Origin of the sequence: Microcoleus sp. Pol1C5 (assembly GCF_036701115.1) — a bacterium.
Taxonomy (GTDB): Bacteria; Cyanobacteriota; Cyanobacteriia; order Cyanobacteriales; family Microcoleaceae; genus Microcoleus.
The window spans coordinates 64938-81985 of record NZ_JAUBQE010000020.1; the positions used below are offsets into that span (position 1 = coordinate 64938).

Genomic DNA, 17048 nt, shown 5'->3' on the forward strand with positions numbered 1-17048 from the left:
CCAATTTGGGCTAGAACTATCAGAAGGTTGCCAGCCTCTGCGCTCTCAAATCGGTTCTATAAAACCGACACATAATGACGATAATTTTAACCAACGACGACGGCATCGATGCTCCAGGGATTCAGGCACTTTTGCAGGCTGTCAGCGGCAAAGCAATTATGGTGGCTCCGCAGGGGCAATTGTCGGGCTGCGGGCATCAAGTGACTGCTCACAGTCCGATTCATGTCGATCGGCGATCGGAATTTGAGTATGCTGTAGGGGGAACACCGGCCGATTGCGTGCGTATTGCTCTTCATCACGTTTGTGCGAAGCCGGATTTGGTGCTTTCGGGTATTAACGCGGGTGGCAATTTGGGGGTTGACGTGTATATTTCGGGTACGGTTGCGGCTGTGCGCGAAGCTGCCATGCACGGTATTCCGGGCATCGCAATTTCCCACCGGATTAAAAGGCCGCTCGAAATTGACTGGGATGTCGCTACTCGTTGGACATCGCGGGTGTTGGCGGATTTGCTGAAGCGGGAACCAAAGTCTGGGTGTTTCTGGAATGTGAATTTACCGCATTTAGCGCCCGGAAGTGCGGAACCGGAAATTGTGTTTTGCCAACCTTCGACCCAGCCGCTGCCTGTGGTGTACCGGATGGAGGGAGAATACTTTTATTATGCCGGAGAGTACGGAGCGCGCGATCGGGCGGCGGGGACTGATGTTGACGTGTGTTTTGAGGGTAATATTGCGGTTACTGAGATATCGCTTTGATCATTTCGGCGATGGGATCAAACTATATTTTTTGCATTGTTTGCCCAAAAAAGCGTCAAGGGATCGGCTCATCAAAACTTAGGATAGGAAGCAATTTCTTAAGAATCTCAGCGGCTTCAGCCCGCTTGAGTTTCAACTTACAGGTTTGAATTTAGAGCGGAATCTCGATCGCAAATTCTGCTCCTTCTCCCGGTGCAGAAATACAGCTTAACTTACCCCCGTGCTTTTCCACCACAATCGAATAACTAATTGACAATCCCAAACCCGTACCACTTCCCACCGGCTTCGTCGTAAAAAATGGATCGAATATCTTATTGATTACCGACTGTTCCATACCCAAACCATTGTCAGCAATGCTGACTACCAAATTCTGAGAATCATTAACTAAAGTCCGAATAATAATGGTGGGTTCTTTGTTCCAGTCAGCACAATTTTTCTGTGCATCTCGCAAAGCATCTATGCCATTACTGATAATATTCATAAATACCTGATTAATTGCCGATGCGTAGCACTGGACTAAAGGCAATTCACCATATTGTTTAATCACTTGAATCTCTAGAGCTTCACCATTAGATTTTAGCCGATGCTGCAAAATCAACAAAGTGCTCTCAATTCCAGAATGAATATCTACAGGTTTGATTGCCGCTTCATCGTGGCGGGAGAAGTTTCTGAGAGAATTAACTATTTTGCGAATGCGTTCACTGCCAATTTTGATAGAATTAAGAATTTTAGGAAGATCGTGTTCTAAAAAAATGAGATCGATTATGGCGGCTTCTTCTTCAATTTCAGATGGTGGCTGCGGATAGTATTTCTGATAAAGGTGTAATAAATTTATTAGGTTTTGGACATCCTCTTGCAGATATTTCAAGTTACCATGAATAAAGTTGACCGGATTATTAATTTCATGGGCAATTCCTGCAACTAACTGGCCTAAACTAGACATTTTCTCTGCTTGAATTAGGTGTGATTGCGTTTGTTGAAGTTCACTCAATGCCTGCTTTAAATGTTGTGCTTGAATTTGGGATAAAGAAGTCAGTTCTTTCTGAACCTCTAGTGATGCTTGAAGCTGATTTTTCTGCTTAGTTAATTCTTCTGTAAGGCTTTGAACTTCCCGAATTGCTGTTTGGCTAGTTTGTTGCAAAAACAAAAAATCGGGAGTCAGATCGTGGATTGCAAAGTCTTTCAACTTAACCGCTAATTTCGAGAGTAGGCTTGAGTCGGGAGTCCACACAGAGCAGATAAAGAGGAGCACCCGCTCCTCTTTCAGAGCGACCATTTGCCCCTTTAATCGTAGAGAGTTATGTCGGGATTCCAGAATAAATAATGATTTGAGTTTTTGCTGAATAGTCAAAAAGTTAAATGCGATCGCTGGCTGATGAATTTGAAAATGTCGATCTATCTTTTCGCCTAATAATGGTATTTGATGAGTCCGTTGCAATACTTCGCCAACTTGGACGATCTCCAGATTTTGATTAAATCCTATATGAAATGGAAATATATCGCAAAACATCTGGGGATTCAGTGTATATAGCGGCTTAGTCATGAATCATTTACAATCTCTTCCGATCTGTACTCAATCCGAAATATGTCATGCTCGAATCCTGCTTCACGGGATTGAGTGTGTGCGATCTCAACTGCTGTCTCGAAGCGATCGCCCAAACCTTTAACTAACCCGACTACCATTGGTGCGAAACCTTCCCGTGTAGAGCGATAATGCAGCTCGATCGCATCTCTGGCAACTTCTGTACATTCAAAAGATGGTGGTCGCAACTTAGGGAATTGCACCCCAATCCGAATATGTAAATCATCTAGATTTTCTAGAAATTCGGGTAATGTATCTCCAGCCATATCTAGTATTTCTTGATAACCCGCAGTCGCAGTAAATTTAACCCAGTATTCGCCAAATGCCTGCATAATTTCTGCACCCGACAAGCCAAGCACTTCACTGGCAGATTTAACTAGACGGTGAGTCAAATCATCAGGATAAGCTTCTAAAATGAGAAATTGCTCGTCTAGGACTTGCGCTTTCTGCTTAATTTTTTCCCAAGTAGCTTCATCAAAACGATCGCATACCATGTCTTGAATCCCACGATTAACTAAACCATACATTTCAACTGCCTCCAGTTATACTGCTAATTTACTTTTATCAATCATAAAAAAATTGATATCGAGTCAGTTTCTTGACTGTAGAATTGACACCGATCGAAATTTTGTGTATCATATCACAATTTTCTGTGTGATAGATAGTTAGTCATCATTTTGTGCTTTTACCTACATATTTAGTAAAGTTAAGTATTTGCACTTAAATATAAAATTTTTGTAAGCTGGGTAGAGCGACCAGAGTTACCTTTGAAGATTTGTTGGGTTGAGCGAGCTCTTACCTCTTTTTTACCACAATCACAATAAATCCCTATTAGGGATTGAAACACTGAGGCTGTCGTCTCTTAGGGTTCGACACTGTACGGGTCTTGCCAACCAGATATCCCAAAATAGGATAAGGTATTAGTTACTGAATTTTTAGAACCACGTAAATCAACAAATGAGTCGATGTAACCCTGAAGCGAATTCTCCCACCATCTTAAAAAGCAAGGCTACTAGCACTGTTGGTCGTGGAAAAAAAGCTAATCTCAATACCAACTTGAATTTTTCTGCATGGAGTGACGAATACGTTGCTTTATATCTGGGCGATAGTCTCCATCACTACGACAATTGGGAGCGACCTACTGTCATCGTTTCAGATGGAGCTTACGGTATTCTTGGGTTTGAAGGAGACACGTCCGATCGCATTGATTTACCTAATTGGTATCAACCTCATATCGAAGCATGGTCAAAAGCAGCCATGCCATGCACAACACTCTGGTTTTGGAATTCAGAGATTGGTGGGACTGTTGTGCATCCACTTCTAGAAAAGTATGGTTGGCGCTATGTTAATTCCAATATTTGGAACAAGGGAAAAGGTCATATCGCAGGGAATGTTAACACACAAAAAATTCGCAGGTTCCCCGTCGTTACAGAAGTCTGCGTTCAATACGTCAGAGAAGTAACAGTTAATGAACTTACCTTAAAAACATGGTTATTACGAGAATGGAAACGCTCAGGATTGCCGTTACGACGGGCAAACGATGCTTGCGGGGTAGTGGATGCAGCAACCAGGAAATACTTCGATCAAGGGCATTTGCGATATTTTCCTACGACAGAGATATTTGAAAAGTTAGTCAACTATGCAAATGAGTATGGTAATCCTCAAGGAAAACCCTACTTTTCTCTGGATGGTAATCAGTCTTTAACGGGACAAGAATGGAGCAATATGCGATCGAAGTTTAGATGCTCTCACGGTTTTACAAACGTTTGGGAGCGTCAAGCTTGACGGGGCGATGAGAGAGTTAAAACTATCTCTGGAAAAGCATTAAATTTCAACCAAAAACCTCTGGATATGATGAACATTATTGTTGAGGCATCGAGCGATGAAAACGATGTTATATGGGAACCTTTTGGTGGACTTTTCAGTGCAGCTTTGTCAGCACGTAAACTCAAAATGAAAGCCTTTTCTTGCGAGATAGACCCAGACTATTTCTACTATGGTGTACAGAGATTTAATCAATAATTTCATCAATACTCTCTTCTCTAATCTGTAGATAATATTGTAGGGATTTCTTGATTCTGTCTTCTAGGCGACTTGATAAAAGCTTATTCTACCGACCAACGGTCATAGCGGAAACTTCAGTATTGTAGACACGTGGCTTAAATTCCTCAATGCCTGGATGTACAATTCTGTCCATCTTTGCAAAATTTGTATCTAGTCTATATTCATAGCGTATCCGTAGCTCCCGCAGAAGGCGCTGATACTCTCTAGTGGGTTTGTAGACTTTTCCTTGAGTACCCCATGAATCAACTATTTTCTTAGCTTCTAAAAACTCCTCAGCAGAGCCTTGGAATTTATATCCACTGGTGTTTGTTTGTTGCAAATTTGCTGTTCTTTGAGTTGTATCTTCCGGCTCTAAAATAAGATAATCCGGCGGATTGTGATAGTGGGTATATCTCGCTACAGCTACCGATAAACCAGAGACCACGCACACATCAAGAATCCGATGCTTGCCATAGATGATTTTATCGGGTAGCCATGCCAGGATAGCAACGTAGGTCCGATCGAACCTAAAGTGATTCTGACTATCTTTGAAACGTGCTGTTATCTCTGTTGCTAGTGGGAATCACGCTTTAATTTCTAATCCTGGCGTTGGTTGAACTATGCCGAGGAAAATAGTATTTGGAAAGCCAGGATCTTGCCTATGCCACTTTCCAAATTCAGCGAACTCATTTTGTTGATTCAAGAATTCAAAGGTGTTAAATTCGATTAAATTTCCGACTAAGGACGAAAGCTTTGAGATCACTTTAGACAGGTTCACCGCTGCATCTACGGTAACAGGTTTAGAGACATCTAAAACGTCGAAAGTTTTACCCGATAAGCGATATAGATATTGGGAGTCAAGGCTGATTACATCTTGGGTATTCATATCTCGCTCTCACAAGATGCTTCAGATATTTTTTGTGAAATTTTCCTAATAATATCGCAAGGATCTACACCAATTACACGAGCAACTAACAGAAACTCAATTACATCTAACCGACGTTCACCGTTTTCATATTTGGCTACGAAAGACTGGGGCTTTTTAAGAGATTTAGCAACAGACTCCTGAGTTAGTTGCGCTTCTTTACGAGCAGCAATCATACAGCAACGGAAGGTTTCATATTCATGGCTAAAAACAGATTTCATTATACTTTGGGTTTAGCACTGCATATTCCCTAGATATAATAAACCTGTTTTCGGATAATCCCAAAAGAGGATATTTAAATCTGTTAAAAATGGATAGTAATGACAATTGAACAAAATTAATCGCAATTCCAAGAGTGGCAGCTATCTCTACTTGCGGCCGTCGGTGCTACCATAATTTTTTTTGTCATCCTTCGGCTTAGCAACACCATCAGGTTGTTTCTTTGGCTTTTTGACTTCTTTGTTGCTTTTTCTTTCTTTTGACATGATCTTTCCTCAATTTTGACTCAGCATAACATAGATTGACACATTTGCCTAACTGCCAGTAGAGGGGGTGATCCTATACAGATATTACTCGCTGTTAGTTTTGTACAATCTGCAATATATTATCCGCTAAGTTTTGAACGAATACCCTCTACCGTTAGGCATATCGATAAATTCCTCAGAAGTACAATGTGTGAAATTACTTTTAACCCCGATCGACTAAAGGAAATATTGAAAAGCGCGATCGTATAACTGCTGCGAGACAACCGAGAAAAATTCTCGCTGATTAAGCTGTTGTTTTACATCTAATTTTCCTGAAAAATGACAGTAGATCAAAATATGGAGATATGACCATGCCAGCCTTCGCGACACCTGAAGCAAACACAACTAACAAATTTGCAGTCTCCGTTTAAAAAAGCTGTTAGTCACAGTGGACAACAAGAATATTATTTTACTATTGATTAACAATTCGGAAAGTGTTTGATGGCTTACCTACTGAGAATAACGGTTTCACGGATCTCAGTACGATCGCAACGCTTGCCAAAGCACACTAGAGACCCACGATAAATCAAGGGTTTCAGACTATGACCTCAAAACGGTCGGGACTCTGGAAAAAGTACAAAGTATATGTATAAATATAAAGTTAATTGTCAGCTTTCTTGAAAGTGCGATCGCGTCCGCTCTCTTTGAGATAAAATACTTATAAAGAGTGTTTATTTCTAGATAAATTTCCGCTATTAGGAATGTGACCCGTATGGAAGTAACCGAGCTGCTCAAAGAGTACGAAAATGGAAACAGAGACTTTGCTGACGTAAACCTAAGCGGAGCAAACCTCAGCGGAGCTATGTTGGTAGGGGTAAACCTTTCGAGGGCTAACCTGTCGGGAGCTAACCTGAGTCGGGCGCATCTGACCAAAGCAGAACTAAACGAAGCAAACCTTTACAGGGCAAATCTCAGTTTTGCCAAAATGGGCCAAGCCAGACTAGCCGACGCAGAGCTTACCAAAGCCAATCTCAGCGGAGCTTTCCTCGTCAAAGCAAAACTGCCCAGAGCAAAGTTGAGTGGCGCCCAACTCATCGGTAGCAACCTGCGGAGCGCCATCCTCTGGAACGCCAATTTATGTACAGCCGACCTGCAATTTATCAATCTGCGGGGTGCCAACCTCACGGGAGCCAACCTCAACTGGGCCAACTGCGGAGGGGCAAAACTCAGCGGTGCAAAGCTTTTTGGCGCTCAACTAACAGGCATCTATCTCAGCAAAGCTTACATCAATGGGATCGACTTGAGCAGGACGGATCTCAATGGCGTAAACCTGAGCGGAGCCAAACTGAACGGGGTAAACTTGGAAGGCTCGAACTTGTTAGCTGCCAATCTCAGCGGGGCTCAGTTGCGGGGCGTCCAGTTGATGGGAGCAGATTTAACCAGGGCAAATCTGGTGGGAGTTTCTTTGGTGCAGGCAAACCTCGATTGGGCGAGGCTGTGCTATGCAGACTTGAGCGAAGCCGACTTGAGCGGGGCAACGTTCACGGGAACCAACTTTGAGGGTACTCAGTTAGCCGGATCAACAATGCCCCCATCTTTGAGCAATGATGTCTACTTAACTGCAGCACGTGGTGTCGCAGCTTAGGCAAGGCCAAAAATTAATTTCTCATCCGAGTGGACGACTCTCGCATTAGTTTAACTTTTGATGCAGACATCATTACTTTTGTGAGAGTGTTGCACCGGCAAGAACTTTACTAATATTTGCGAGAGTTTGTAGCTTCACAATTGAGTTCACCCGATTAATTTCGCGACTCGCAAAGCAGAGGTAATGGCTCCTTCGTGCAAACCATCCCCCAAATAAGCTCCCGCATGATAAGTGTTGTTTTCGCCATTAGTCTCGATAACTTCATCTCGATATCGAAAAGACTCGACAGTGTACAGTGGCGTGTGATGTTTCTGAATGTGAATAATGTGCTTTTGGGCGATCGACTCCTGCAGTTGAAAAGCTAAACTGTACTCTCGTGGCGAGGAGATGCCGCAAAGCTGATTCAAGCTCGCATTATAGCCCCACCCTTTGTCAGTCTCGAAAAAATCAAATTCTGATAACTTGCGGATACCGTAGCGATCGTACATTGATGTATCCGAATGCAGTACAGTGGTTGCATAATTGGCTTTCCACGCCGAAAACCGCTTCGTTTCCGCCTCCGTCGGATCAGACAATAGCCTCATAACTTGATCTGGTGGCATCGCAAAAACCACCTTATCAAATTCCTGGATTTCCCCATCAGAAAGCACAATTTTTACAGCATCCGCACTTCTAAAAATATTGGCAATCTCCACATTTAGCCGTATATCGCCCTTAAATCGCTCCAAAATCTTTTCAATGTAAGAATACACACCGCCTTTAATCCTCACCCAGTTGACCGAGGCATATTCGCGTAGAACAGGCATCGCTAATTCCGCCGGAAAATTGTCGAGCAATTCAAACGGTATCGAGTAGCTGTACATCGTCAGCAACTTCAGCCAATAATTGCGGACGCACGAGCTTTTTAAAGACTCAAAAAGGGGTACATCGTAGAAATCGTGCTGTTTAGCAAACCGCATTTTTAAAATAAATCCAGCCGAACGAGCGTAGAGACTATCAAGCCGCAAATATTCGATTAGGCGTTGGATTCCGGTGAAATTCTTTCGGATAGACACCGCCGATAAAAAGTGGGTGCCATCTTTAAAAAACAGCGCTGAACCAATCTGCACAGGTTCTAATTCAACGCCTAGCTCCTGCATAAAAGCTACGAAATTGTAAAACACAGTGGGAAATTCTAGCACCCCATTTTCTAATATTTCATTGCACTCAGATTGATTGGGTGCAACATTTTTGTTCAGCGTCCGAATGTGTCCGCCTAAAATCGGCTGCCTTTCCAACACAGTGACATGATGCCCCTGTTTATCGAGCCAATAGGCTGCTGCCATACCGCTCGCTCCGCCCCCAACAATTGCAATTCTCATAGTTCACTCCTAGATTGATAGAAGGAAGATGGAAGATGGAAGATGGAAGATGGAAGATGGAAGATGGAAGATGGAAGAAATTTTAGTTCCCAGGTAGAACCGGAAAACGCATTTCAGTCTTGCTGTGCCTCGTCATTTTTAAGAGGAGGCAGAGCCTCCAGAAATTCATTCCTTGGCAGAGCCAAGGAACGAGATAATGAGAGCAGAAACGAGAGATTTTTAAGAGCAGGCAGAGCAAGAGTGAAATTTATTCCTTGGCTTTGCCAAGGAACGAGAGAAACAGGAAAATAACCAATTGCTAATTTTCCTTAGCCTAAAATCGCATCGCCGGATAAACGTTGATAAAGCAGCGCCCCCGTCCAAAATGTCGGCGCAAAGCCTGGATAGCCCGATGAGGCGTTGCAGAAATAGAAATTGTTGAGGGATGTTTCATGATTTAGTCGATCGACCCCCATGTTGCGCGGCGTCAGGCTGGAACCGTAGGAATTACCGTTAGGACACCAACAGAAGCGCTCGTTAGTCGTCGGACTTCCGGTAATATGAAACACCATGTGTTTGCGGAAATTCGGAACATAGTGTTTTTCCACAACATCTAAAATCGAGTCCAGAATTTCTTGTTTCTTCTGTCTGTAAGCTTTGCGATCGCTCTCCCAAAGCTGTTTAAAATAGCTGTAATTAGCAACAGTCAGAAATTCGACAATTTGACAATCTTCTGGACAATCCCGCCGCGCTTGGGTCAGTAAAGTTGGCGTTGTAATTGCAAAGCTCGGACGAGAAAAATCATTGTGGTCATACATTTGAGCAAACGCTTCATTTAGATCCAAGTGTTCCGTATGAAACGTATTCCACTTGCCAAATCCATAGTCTCGGAGATCGATATCTTTGACAACGCAGTACACCATGTAGTTAGATGCAGAATACTCATAGTTGAGTTTCCGCCGCACTTTTTTAGAGAACAGTTCCTCTCCAATCATCTTGGCCGCTCTTTTCGGGTCAAGGTTGCAAATCACCGTGTCGCCCGTAAATTCATGGGTTTGATGCGTGGTCAAATCCATCGCTTCAACTCCCGTCACTGTTCTATCTTTCACCCTAAAATTCGTGACTTCATGGTTTAATCGAACTTTCCCACCGTTGGATTCAATGACATTAACTAAAGAATTGATGACATCTTCAAAATGCTGCGTCGGGTAAAATGCACCTTCTTGATAGCCTCTAAACAAGGCAATCCAAGCATAGAAAGAAAGCTGATTTGGAGGCAGCAAAAAGTCCGGCCATTGCAAGGCTAATAAGGTTTGGGTGGCTTGCGGGAGTTGGAACTTGTCGAAAACGTCTTGAAGTGTACTGTTGAGGTGTTGGACGGCACAGAATACGTCACCGAAATTTTTGAGCAATTCAATTGGTTTGACGGGAGGAGCGAGTTTTCTGAGTCCTTCGCCGGTTTTCTCGACTTCGTTGACGAATTGGCGAATTCTCTCGCCCGCTTCGGGAAACAGCGCTGACAATCGCCGGATCAGTTCCTCTGGTTCCGAGGGAATATCGAGCGCATACCCAGGCATCCTCATGTGGTCGTAGCCATTGGGATCGTACCGTTCAAAAGTGACATCTCGATCGAGACCGAGTTTTTTGAGAACTCGATTGACTGTATGTCCTTCGCCGCAGTCCCAAACGTAGTGGAATTGGGCATTAAAGGTGTATTTGTTGGCCATCGTAAAGGTGTGACCAAAGCCTCCGGGATGCTCGTGAGCTTCGAGGATGTGTACGGTTTTGCCGGAGTTTGCCATCAAAGCTCCGAAAACCAGTGCTGATAAACCACTGCCGACGATGAGGTAATCTGTTTTCATGGTAAATTTCCTCGATCGATTGAATGGGGCGATCGTTGTCTATTTAAACTAACTATCAATTCTGAGAAAATTCTGAAGTCCAGCAACAATTTTTTGAGGCGCGCTGGTTTAAGGATTGTCTTAAAGTCTGAGTACGGCTGCTGTTAAGCTTAATTAAGCTGTTGTGGATAGAACTTATAGCTGCGGAGGCGGACTGGAAAGCCCGCCCCATAAGGGAAGAAATCGGGTTTATACCTTTGTTCTTAGTCTTAAGGTATAGAGTAGCCTACCTAATTAGGAGTATGTTAATTAGAGTCCAATCGCTTATTTGTGCGGCACAATCACATCAAAAAAAGCATCATCCAAATCATAACCAAACATCTGCGACATGGCCATCAACTTCGATTTACTGGGGATTCCCTGCTGATTCAACCAATCAGTCAACACAAAAATTTTGCTCATCAAAAACATTTCCAAAGCTTCAGGATTGTACTGAATACCTTGGGTGCGGTGAAACTGGTGCGGCACCAACATCGCGGCATAGCGCGCCAATTCTCCCGCTTTCCAATCCAGCAAAAATGGCAGCCAAGGGTAACAAGCATCCAAGCGAATAAACCACAGCCGCACTTCGGGAATTTCTGAAATTTCTCGCGGATCTAACTCTTCGCGCGGATACTCAATTTCAAATTGTAGCTGTTGTTCATTTTGGGCGATCGCTCCTTCGGCCAGCCACTTTTCAATCACAGTCCGCACCGGAGACAAATCTAAACTGTTTATGCGATCGGCATCTATCGCTATCATAATACTCATAAAAAGTCAACCCATTTTAAATTTTAGATTAATTCCACAGATGAATCCGGGATCCCAGTACCCAATTGCTTTTGGTCAACTGTATACCATTTATTTATCATACCACCAGCTATAAATATTTTAGCTAACTCATGACTACCAACTAATGACTAATGACTATATTACCCATTTTTTCCAAACTTGCTATCTTGCAAAGAATTACCAATCCCTTGGATAATTCCCCGCCCGATCAAACCAATTCCCCGCCCTATAACCTGAGTCAAAACGTAAACAACGCCAGCACCCAACAGAGAAATAACCGCGCGAACTCTAGGTGCGATCGCATCCCTGGTTTCCAGCAGCAAAGTCAAGGCTAACTGCCACCCAGAAAGCTGTGCTAACTCCTGATTTCTAGGAGCATAAATATAAATTTTCTTAATTCCAGAATCGCCCAAAACAAACAGCCAAAACCTGCTTTCAAAAATAGCTTTCGGTTCCACAAAATATCTATCCCAGCTATATCTCCACGACAAATCATTCCGAAACCGCTCAATTTCTCGCGTCGAAATCAACTTACCATCGTAAAAAATTTGCTTAATTTCTTCCAGATTTGCCAAATTATTTAGCAGAGGCTGTACCACTCCGCTAGCCACTTGAATTGCCAAATTTTCCAACAAAGCTTCAGCTCGCTGCATCGCTTGCGGGCTGCCAGCAACACAAGAAATATTGTCAACTGTTAGAGGAACTTCAAATAGCAAATGTGCAAAAAAATCAACAGTCATCGGTATTTTGTCAAGGATTTCTGCTGCAACTACATCAGCATCTGCCAGCAGCATCGGTACAACTTCTACGCCGCTGCCTGCCAAGAGATAAGCAGCGCTTCCCCCTTGGCTTTCTCCCAGTTTTAAGCTTGCTTGATTGCCCTCAAAAACCAGGTTTTCTTCCGTTTGCAGTGTATAGTATCTGCCAAAAAAATCTATGATTGTCGCCTCCCACAAATTCCGTAAAATAGCAGGCATTTTTTGCGACAATTGAGTTTGCTGCACTTGCGAAAAGCGCAATTCTTCCAGCAAATCCTTTAACTTCCGCAGGATGGAACTCATCAATTCACGCTTTTTGGGCGATCGCAAAATATCGATTTCCAAAGGCAAGCCAGTCAAATTCACCAAATCCAACTGCAATTTAGCTGCCACCGAGTCAAACAAGCTACCTTGCCAATTAGTTGCAACCACCAAATATTCAGCCGAAACTTGGGAATTCGCTAATTGCAATTGAGAATTTTTTAACAAATTCTCGCCTCTAATTTCTTCTTTCTCCCCTCTGCCTTCTCCCCTCTGCCTTCTGCCTTCTCCCCTCTCCCCTATTCCTTCTGCCTTCTTCCTGATTTTTACCCTGAGCGAAGTCGAAGGGCCTTCTGCCTTCTCCCGTGTTCCTTTAAATAATAACTGACTGACAATCCAACGAGCTGCGAGCAATTCTCTGCGGCGCCCGCTGAGTACAACCCCATCTAAAATAGAGGGCAAATCTGTCGGAGCTGCGGCTCTGATCTCTTGCAAATCAGCTTGGACAACCGCCAAAGTTGCATCTATTTCCCGTAGTCCAGAAAGACAAAAATAAGCCAGCATTTTTTGGTGTACTGGCGTATCAACTGCCGAATTATCTGCATTTTTATCTGCAATTGCTGCGGACTTTTCTACTGTTTGAACCACCGCTGCATTTAGTTCTATTTCCGAGTTAGCTGCCGCATCCGTCGCCCAATAAGTGTGACCAGATGCCACAGCGCGAATAGCTTCGATTGTCAGAGAAATATCTCTACCTTTAGGACAATAACCATTCGCGCCTGTCGCCTGTAACTCCGCCAACAGCCCCGCTGTCAGCGGCCCGCCTAGCAGCAAGAGGGGCAGGTTGGGGTACAAACTTTTGAGTTCGCGACAAAATGCCACCGCCTCTGTTTGACCCGATCGCAAATTTAGGGTCTCAACAGCCAAAATTACCAAATCAGCGGGATTCTTGGCTGCTCCAGAGGCGATCGAGCGAGCTTCTAGAACCCGCAAAGCCTCGGTTTCCGTTGAAACCTCTGCGACAACTTGCAAGTCTGGATACTGCTCGCAAGCGACTCGCAGCCCCAGCCGGAAAATGGGGTCGCCATCGATCGTCAGCACTTGGAAATTACTCACTTGATTTTAGATTGGAGATTTTAGAGCTCGATCGCGCGAAAACCCAATTACTCGGGGATCAAATTAGCATCAGGAGGCCCAGCCGATTCAGGAATCGAGGGCGGCGCGGGTTCCGGAGCCGGAGCCGGAGGAGCAGGTTCCGGAGCCGGAGCCGGAGCCTCTTCTCTCGCGGGCGGATAGTAAGGTTCCGGCTCTCTCGCGGGGGGATTGTAAGGTTCCGGTTCCGGTTCCCTTGCGGGCGGATAGTAAGGTTCCGGTTCCCTTGCGGGGGGATTGTAAGGTTCCGGTTCGGGAGCCGGGGCCTCTTGGCTCGCGGGGGGATAGTAAGGCTCGGGAGCTGGAGCCTGCTCGGGAGGAGGTGCGTATTCCTCTTGTCGGGGAGGAGGCGCGTACTCCTCCTGTTGCGGAGCCGGCGCGTACTCCTGTTGCGGAGCCGGCGCGTAATCGCGAGCGGGTTCCGGCGGCGGTGCACTGTTGGCTCTAAGTTCAGCACTCCAGCGCCCGATCGCACCTGCAGCCTCTGAATACAGGGCCCTACCGTAACCGATTTGGGAAGCCGTCTCGATCGCCGCTCCTAGACTGCCTTGAGATGCCAATTCCGCAGCTCGATCGAGAATCGGTCTGTCTTGAGCAACTTGCAGTTCGCTCACCCACTGATAGACATTATCCTGAGCTTTCGCATACAAAGTCCTACCGCTCTTAATTGCCGAAGCTTTTTCAATAGCAGCGCTAAGTTTTCCTTGCTTCGCCAGGGCGATCGCTTCATCCAAAAAAGGCTGATCTTGAATAACTTCTATGCGTTTCGTCCACTGAGCCAAGAGAGTTTGCGCCTCTATCCTGCGGGGGCGGTTTTGAGCGATCAGGAGTAGCTGAGCCATGCCGCCCTTGAGTCCTTCAACCGTTTGCGGTTCTGCCAACTGCTTCGCCAGAGTCAGAAAAGATTGGTCTTCGATCCGCTGAATTTCCCGGCGCCAAGTAGCCACCAAAGTTTGAGCGTGAACCCGCCGTGGCTGCTTAAGTCCGATGGTTTGCGCTTGCTCGATCGCGAGTGCAAACGTCCCTATCTGACCGAAACTAGCGATCGAGCTCGCCACTTGCAGACGCAGCAAATCTTGAAACTGCACCTGCAAATTTTCAATTTGAACTTGAGCTTGCTTGTAAAGAGGGCGACCCGGAGCAATTTGGCTAGCAGCCCCCTGCCCTTCCAGCAAGCTAAAAATGTGTTGCGGCAGCGGAGTTGATATCGACTGGTTCCATGTCACTGCCTGAGCCCTACCCAACTGCATCAAATCTTGAGCTTCCGCAAACAGCGGCGAATCCTGCGGCACCACTGAAGCAGCCTCGATCGCTCCCGGCAGGTCTTTCGCCCCTAACTGCTTAGTAGCCATTGCCAGCAAAGTCCGACTCCAGCCCTCAATTTCCTTCTCAGCTTTAGCGCGGGCAAAAAGCTGCGAGTCTATTTTACGAGCCAGGACGATCGCCTCAGCGAACTTTTGCGGAGTTCCGTCCTTCGCCAAATCTCTAGCCTCTTGCAAGCGCTGCCAGCCGTTTCTTTCCAAAGAAATCTGCTGGATCAGCTCGTTGTAACGCTTCTGACTCCAGAAAATATTTTCCAGCTTAAATAGAGCTTGAGCATAATCCCAGGCTTTCCTTAAATCCTCACTTTTCAAAGCTGCTAGGGCTGTATCGTAGAGTTTTTGGCCCTCCTGCCAATTTTTTTCCCAAGCAGTAACCGCCTCCTGTACCTCTGGGTAAGACGGACTGGTTTTCGGAATTTTCGCCACAATCTCCAGAGCACCCTTCAAATCGCCCCTCTCTATTTTTGCTCTGGCAAATCCTAGAATGGCTTTCGACCATTCCCCTATCAAATGTTGACCCTGCGAGTATAGCGGATGTTCTTTCGGCCAAGCCTGCACCAGCGCCATTGCCGATTCTAGCTGTTCTAGCTTGCCCGACTTAGCCGCTTGCTGAGCGCAGTAAAGTCGCTCTCCGTCCGCCGCCAGCGGCGACAGTTGCTGGCAATTCGGCGGTGGCGGCATCGTCAGCAACCACAGAAATGCAGCGGCACCGGTTACTCCAAATCCCACCAGGAGACTCAGCCAGATAAGCTGCCACTGCCAAAAAGTTCTTTTTCCCTCGGTCGGCAGCGCCGTTACTGAGGAACTCGCATCACCTGTCACCTCTGCACTGAACTGTGCCGTCGGTTTAGGGGATGGGTTGTATTGCGGTGGTGTGTGGAATTGGTCAGATTGTCGTCTCGCCATTACTTCAGCCTGTCCTGTAATGCGCACTAGAATGCGACACTCCCACATCAAATCTATAGATTATGATGTCGGCTTCTGACTCCTGTTAAGGAGATCGAGAACTTCCTTCAAGGTACTGGTCATCTTTCCCTCTACGGCGTTTTATAGTGAGGTTCGTGTCCAGCCCCACTGGTTGCTTCCGAGTATTTTAGGCTCTCGAAGCACGTAAATCATACCAGTTATCACACAGTTATTGACAGATCCGGGGGCTGTTTAGCAGAAAAAACAGTGTAAAGCCCCGTCAGTCCATCAATTTTAGATTTTAGATTTTAGATTTTAGATTTTAGATTTCACTCTGCAGATGAAGTAGGGGAGGGATTAAACTAAGGTCTAATATTAAATCCGGATCAGAAATCCCTTTATCAGACTCAGCGGTTGAAACCAATCCTACACAAACTATCCTCCACTCCAAGCGGATTAAAAAATAAAGGGGCAGTAAAGCCGGATTTGCTCTACACTTTGAGGTGTAGCGACTAGAACTAATTTTTTCGGTTTAATCGTAAATTTTATTCCCGATCGCCAAACTTGCCGATCGAGTTTCATTTTTTTGTTTTCCTTTTTTTCTATTGTGCCGAATTCCGGCTGGCGACGGCAAAAAAAACGATCGCACCCAGCAAAATACTTAAATCATTTTATACGACCGACCGGCCCCGCACAAAGCTCGGTTTTGCTTCCAACAGCCGCGACTTTATCCGTTACGAAGCCTTTGGCGTATCGCTGACACTCGATGCCTGGGTGGCGGACTCTGCCGATCGATACCCGTAGAAATCTATCCGGTAGTCTACAATTCTGACACCAGTTTGCTGTTGGATTTGCTCGATTAAGTCGAGCGGCAATTCCACATGAACGTCCAGAATCTGAGCCGTATCAATACAATTGACGTGAGAGTGAGAGTCGCTGACATTGCCGTACAAGCGTCCCTCCGAGCGTTCTATGCACTCAATAATCCCTTCTCTCGACAAAGCTTCTAGATTTTGATAAACCGAAGTATGACCGATCGAATGCGCTTTTTGGTTGAGGCGATCGTAAATTTCGCGAGCGGAGAGGTGTTCTTTTGCCTCCCACAAAAGTTCTAGAATAAATCGACGCTGGCGGCTCAAGCGCATTCCCATCGCCTGACAGCGGTTTAAAGCATCTTCTAATGAACGAATTGGTTTCACAGCTACCGCCTTATAAAGCCTGCTCGA

General features: G+C 45.3%; 16 protein-coding genes. 4 read left to right on the plus strand and 12 right to left on the minus strand.

Features of this window, described 5'->3' with window-relative positions; all coding sequences use genetic code 11:
• The first annotated feature begins 74 nt into the window (after positions 1-74).
• The gene (gene surE, locus QUA23_RS13195) at positions 75-752 is read left to right on the plus strand and encodes a 5'/3'-nucleotidase SurE (protein ID WP_333076404.1); all 678 of its coding nucleotides are present in this window, start codon (positions 75-77) and stop codon (positions 750-752) included.
• A gap of 151 nt (positions 753-903) precedes the next feature.
• Here surE and QUA23_RS13200 read toward each other — a convergent pair whose 3' ends face one another.
• Positions 904-2295 (minus strand): ATP-binding protein, encoded by a 1392-nt coding sequence (locus QUA23_RS13200; protein ID WP_333076405.1) that lies wholly within the window; start codon positions 2293-2295, stop codon positions 904-906.
• The gene (locus QUA23_RS13205; RefSeq protein WP_333076406.1) at positions 2292-2861 is read right to left on the minus strand and encodes a heme NO-binding domain-containing protein; all 570 of its coding nucleotides are present in this window, start codon (positions 2859-2861) and stop codon (positions 2292-2294) included. Before QUA23_RS13205 ends, QUA23_RS13200 begins: the two co-directional genes overlap by 4 nt.
• A gap of 430 nt (positions 2862-3291) precedes the next feature.
• Here QUA23_RS13205 and QUA23_RS13210 point away from each other — a divergent pair, with 430 nt between their 5' ends.
• Together QUA23_RS13210 and QUA23_RS13215 are read left to right on the plus strand one after the other, a co-directional pair.
• A complete protein-coding gene (locus QUA23_RS13210; protein ID WP_333076407.1) occupies positions 3292-4119 on the plus strand; it encodes a site-specific DNA-methyltransferase in 828 nt (275 codons plus the stop codon).
• Positions 4120-4143: 24 nt separating this feature from the next.
• Positions 4144-4356 carry a DNA methyltransferase gene (locus QUA23_RS13215; RefSeq protein WP_333076448.1) on the plus strand — a complete coding sequence of 71 codons (213 nt, stop codon included), beginning with the start codon at positions 4144-4146 and terminating at the stop codon, positions 4354-4356.
• Positions 4357-4444: 88 nt separating this feature from the next.
• Here QUA23_RS13215 and QUA23_RS13220 read toward each other — a convergent pair whose 3' ends face one another.
• The 3 genes from QUA23_RS13220 to QUA23_RS13230 all read right to left on the minus strand — a co-directional run bounded on the left by QUA23_RS13220 (position 4445) and on the right by QUA23_RS13230 (position 5523).
• Positions 4445-4828 carry a hypothetical protein gene (locus QUA23_RS13220; RefSeq protein ID WP_333076408.1) on the minus strand — a complete coding sequence of 128 codons (384 nt, stop codon included), beginning with the start codon at positions 4826-4828 and terminating at the stop codon, positions 4445-4447.
• A 132-nt stretch (positions 4829-4960) separates the two neighbouring features.
• Entirely contained in the window at positions 4961-5263 is a 303-nt protein-coding gene (locus tag QUA23_RS13225) for a hypothetical protein (RefSeq protein ID WP_333076409.1), read from the minus strand.
• On the minus strand, positions 5260-5523 hold the full coding sequence (locus QUA23_RS13230) for a helix-turn-helix transcriptional regulator (RefSeq protein WP_333076410.1): 264 nt from the start codon (positions 5521-5523) through the stop codon (positions 5260-5262). The genes QUA23_RS13225 and QUA23_RS13230 overlap by 4 nt, the downstream gene beginning before the upstream one ends.
• Positions 5524-6538: 1015 nt before the next feature.
• Here QUA23_RS13230 and QUA23_RS13235 point away from each other — a divergent pair.
• A complete protein-coding gene (locus QUA23_RS13235) occupies positions 6539-7411 on the plus strand; it encodes a pentapeptide repeat-containing protein (protein ID WP_333076411.1) in 873 nt (290 codons plus the stop codon).
• A gap of 146 nt (positions 7412-7557) precedes the next feature.
• On the opposite strand, the gene QUA23_RS13240 is transcribed toward QUA23_RS13235, so the two are convergent.
• The 7 genes from QUA23_RS13240 to QUA23_RS13270 form a co-directional block, all read right to left on the minus strand.
• On the minus strand, positions 7558-8772 hold the full coding sequence (locus QUA23_RS13240) for an FAD-dependent oxidoreductase (RefSeq protein ID WP_333076412.1): 1215 nt from the start codon (positions 8770-8772) through the stop codon (positions 7558-7560).
• A 308-nt stretch (positions 8773-9080) separates the two neighbouring features.
• Positions 9081-10613, minus strand: coding sequence for an NAD(P)/FAD-dependent oxidoreductase (locus QUA23_RS13245; protein WP_333076413.1), 1533 nt, complete (start codon positions 10611-10613; stop codon positions 9081-9083).
• 303 nt (positions 10614-10916) lie between these two features.
• A complete protein-coding gene (locus QUA23_RS13250) occupies positions 10917-11402 on the minus strand; it encodes a CRR6 family NdhI maturation factor (RefSeq protein WP_333076414.1) in 486 nt (161 codons plus the stop codon).
• A 161-nt stretch (positions 11403-11563) separates the two neighbouring features.
• Entirely contained in the window at positions 11564-13558 is a 1995-nt protein-coding gene (locus tag QUA23_RS13255) for a DUF3685 domain-containing protein (RefSeq protein WP_333076415.1), read from the minus strand.
• A 47-nt stretch (positions 13559-13605) separates the two neighbouring features.
• Positions 13606-15822 (minus strand): hypothetical protein, encoded by a 2217-nt coding sequence (locus QUA23_RS13260; protein WP_333076416.1) that lies wholly within the window; start codon positions 15820-15822, stop codon positions 13606-13608.
• 456 nt (positions 15823-16278) lie between these two features.
• Positions 16279-16404 carry a hypothetical protein gene (locus tag QUA23_RS13265; RefSeq protein ID WP_333076417.1) on the minus strand — a complete coding sequence of 42 codons (126 nt, stop codon included), beginning with the start codon at positions 16402-16404 and terminating at the stop codon, positions 16279-16281.
• 152 nt (positions 16405-16556) lie between these two features.
• Positions 16557-17021 carry a Fur family transcriptional regulator gene (locus QUA23_RS13270; RefSeq protein ID WP_333069417.1) on the minus strand — a complete coding sequence of 155 codons (465 nt, stop codon included), beginning with the start codon at positions 17019-17021 and terminating at the stop codon, positions 16557-16559.
• Positions 17022-17048: the final 27 nt, after the last annotated feature.

What these genes read in the sequence shown, in the direction of transcription:
- surE (WP_333076404.1), top strand. Translation starts at nt 75, where the DNA reads ATGACGATAATTTTAACCAACGACGACGGCATCGATGCTCCAGGGATT.
- QUA23_RS13200 (WP_333076405.1), bottom strand. Translation starts at nt 2,295, where the DNA reads ATGACTAAGCCGCTATATACACTGAATCCCCAGATGTTTTGCGATATA.
- QUA23_RS13205 (WP_333076406.1), bottom strand. Translation starts at nt 2,861, where the DNA reads ATGTATGGTTTAGTTAATCGTGGGATTCAAGACATGGTATGCGATCGT.
- QUA23_RS13210 (WP_333076407.1), top strand. Translation starts at nt 3,292, where the DNA reads ATGAGTCGATGTAACCCTGAAGCGAATTCTCCCACCATCTTAAAAAGC.
- QUA23_RS13225 (WP_333076409.1), bottom strand. Translation starts at nt 5,263, where the DNA reads ATGAATACCCAAGATGTAATCAGCCTTGACTCCCAATATCTATATCGC.
- QUA23_RS13230 (WP_333076410.1), bottom strand. Translation starts at nt 5,523, where the DNA reads ATGAAATCTGTTTTTAGCCATGAATATGAAACCTTCCGTTGCTGTATG.
- QUA23_RS13235 (WP_333076411.1), top strand. Translation starts at nt 6,539, where the DNA reads ATGGAAGTAACCGAGCTGCTCAAAGAGTACGAAAATGGAAACAGAGAC.
- QUA23_RS13240 (WP_333076412.1), bottom strand. Translation starts at nt 8,772, where the DNA reads ATGAGAATTGCAATTGTTGGGGGCGGAGCGAGCGGTATGGCAGCAGCC.
- QUA23_RS13245 (WP_333076413.1), bottom strand. Translation starts at nt 10,613, where the DNA reads ATGAAAACAGATTACCTCATCGTCGGCAGTGGTTTATCAGCACTGGTT.
- QUA23_RS13250 (WP_333076414.1), bottom strand. Translation starts at nt 11,402, where the DNA reads ATGAGTATTATGATAGCGATAGATGCCGATCGCATAAACAGTTTAGAT.
- QUA23_RS13260 (WP_333076416.1), bottom strand. Translation starts at nt 15,822, where the DNA reads ATGGCGAGACGACAATCTGACCAATTCCACACACCACCGCAATACAAC.
- QUA23_RS13265 (WP_333076417.1), bottom strand. Translation starts at nt 16,404, where the DNA reads ATGAAACTCGATCGGCAAGTTTGGCGATCGGGAATAAAATTTACGATT.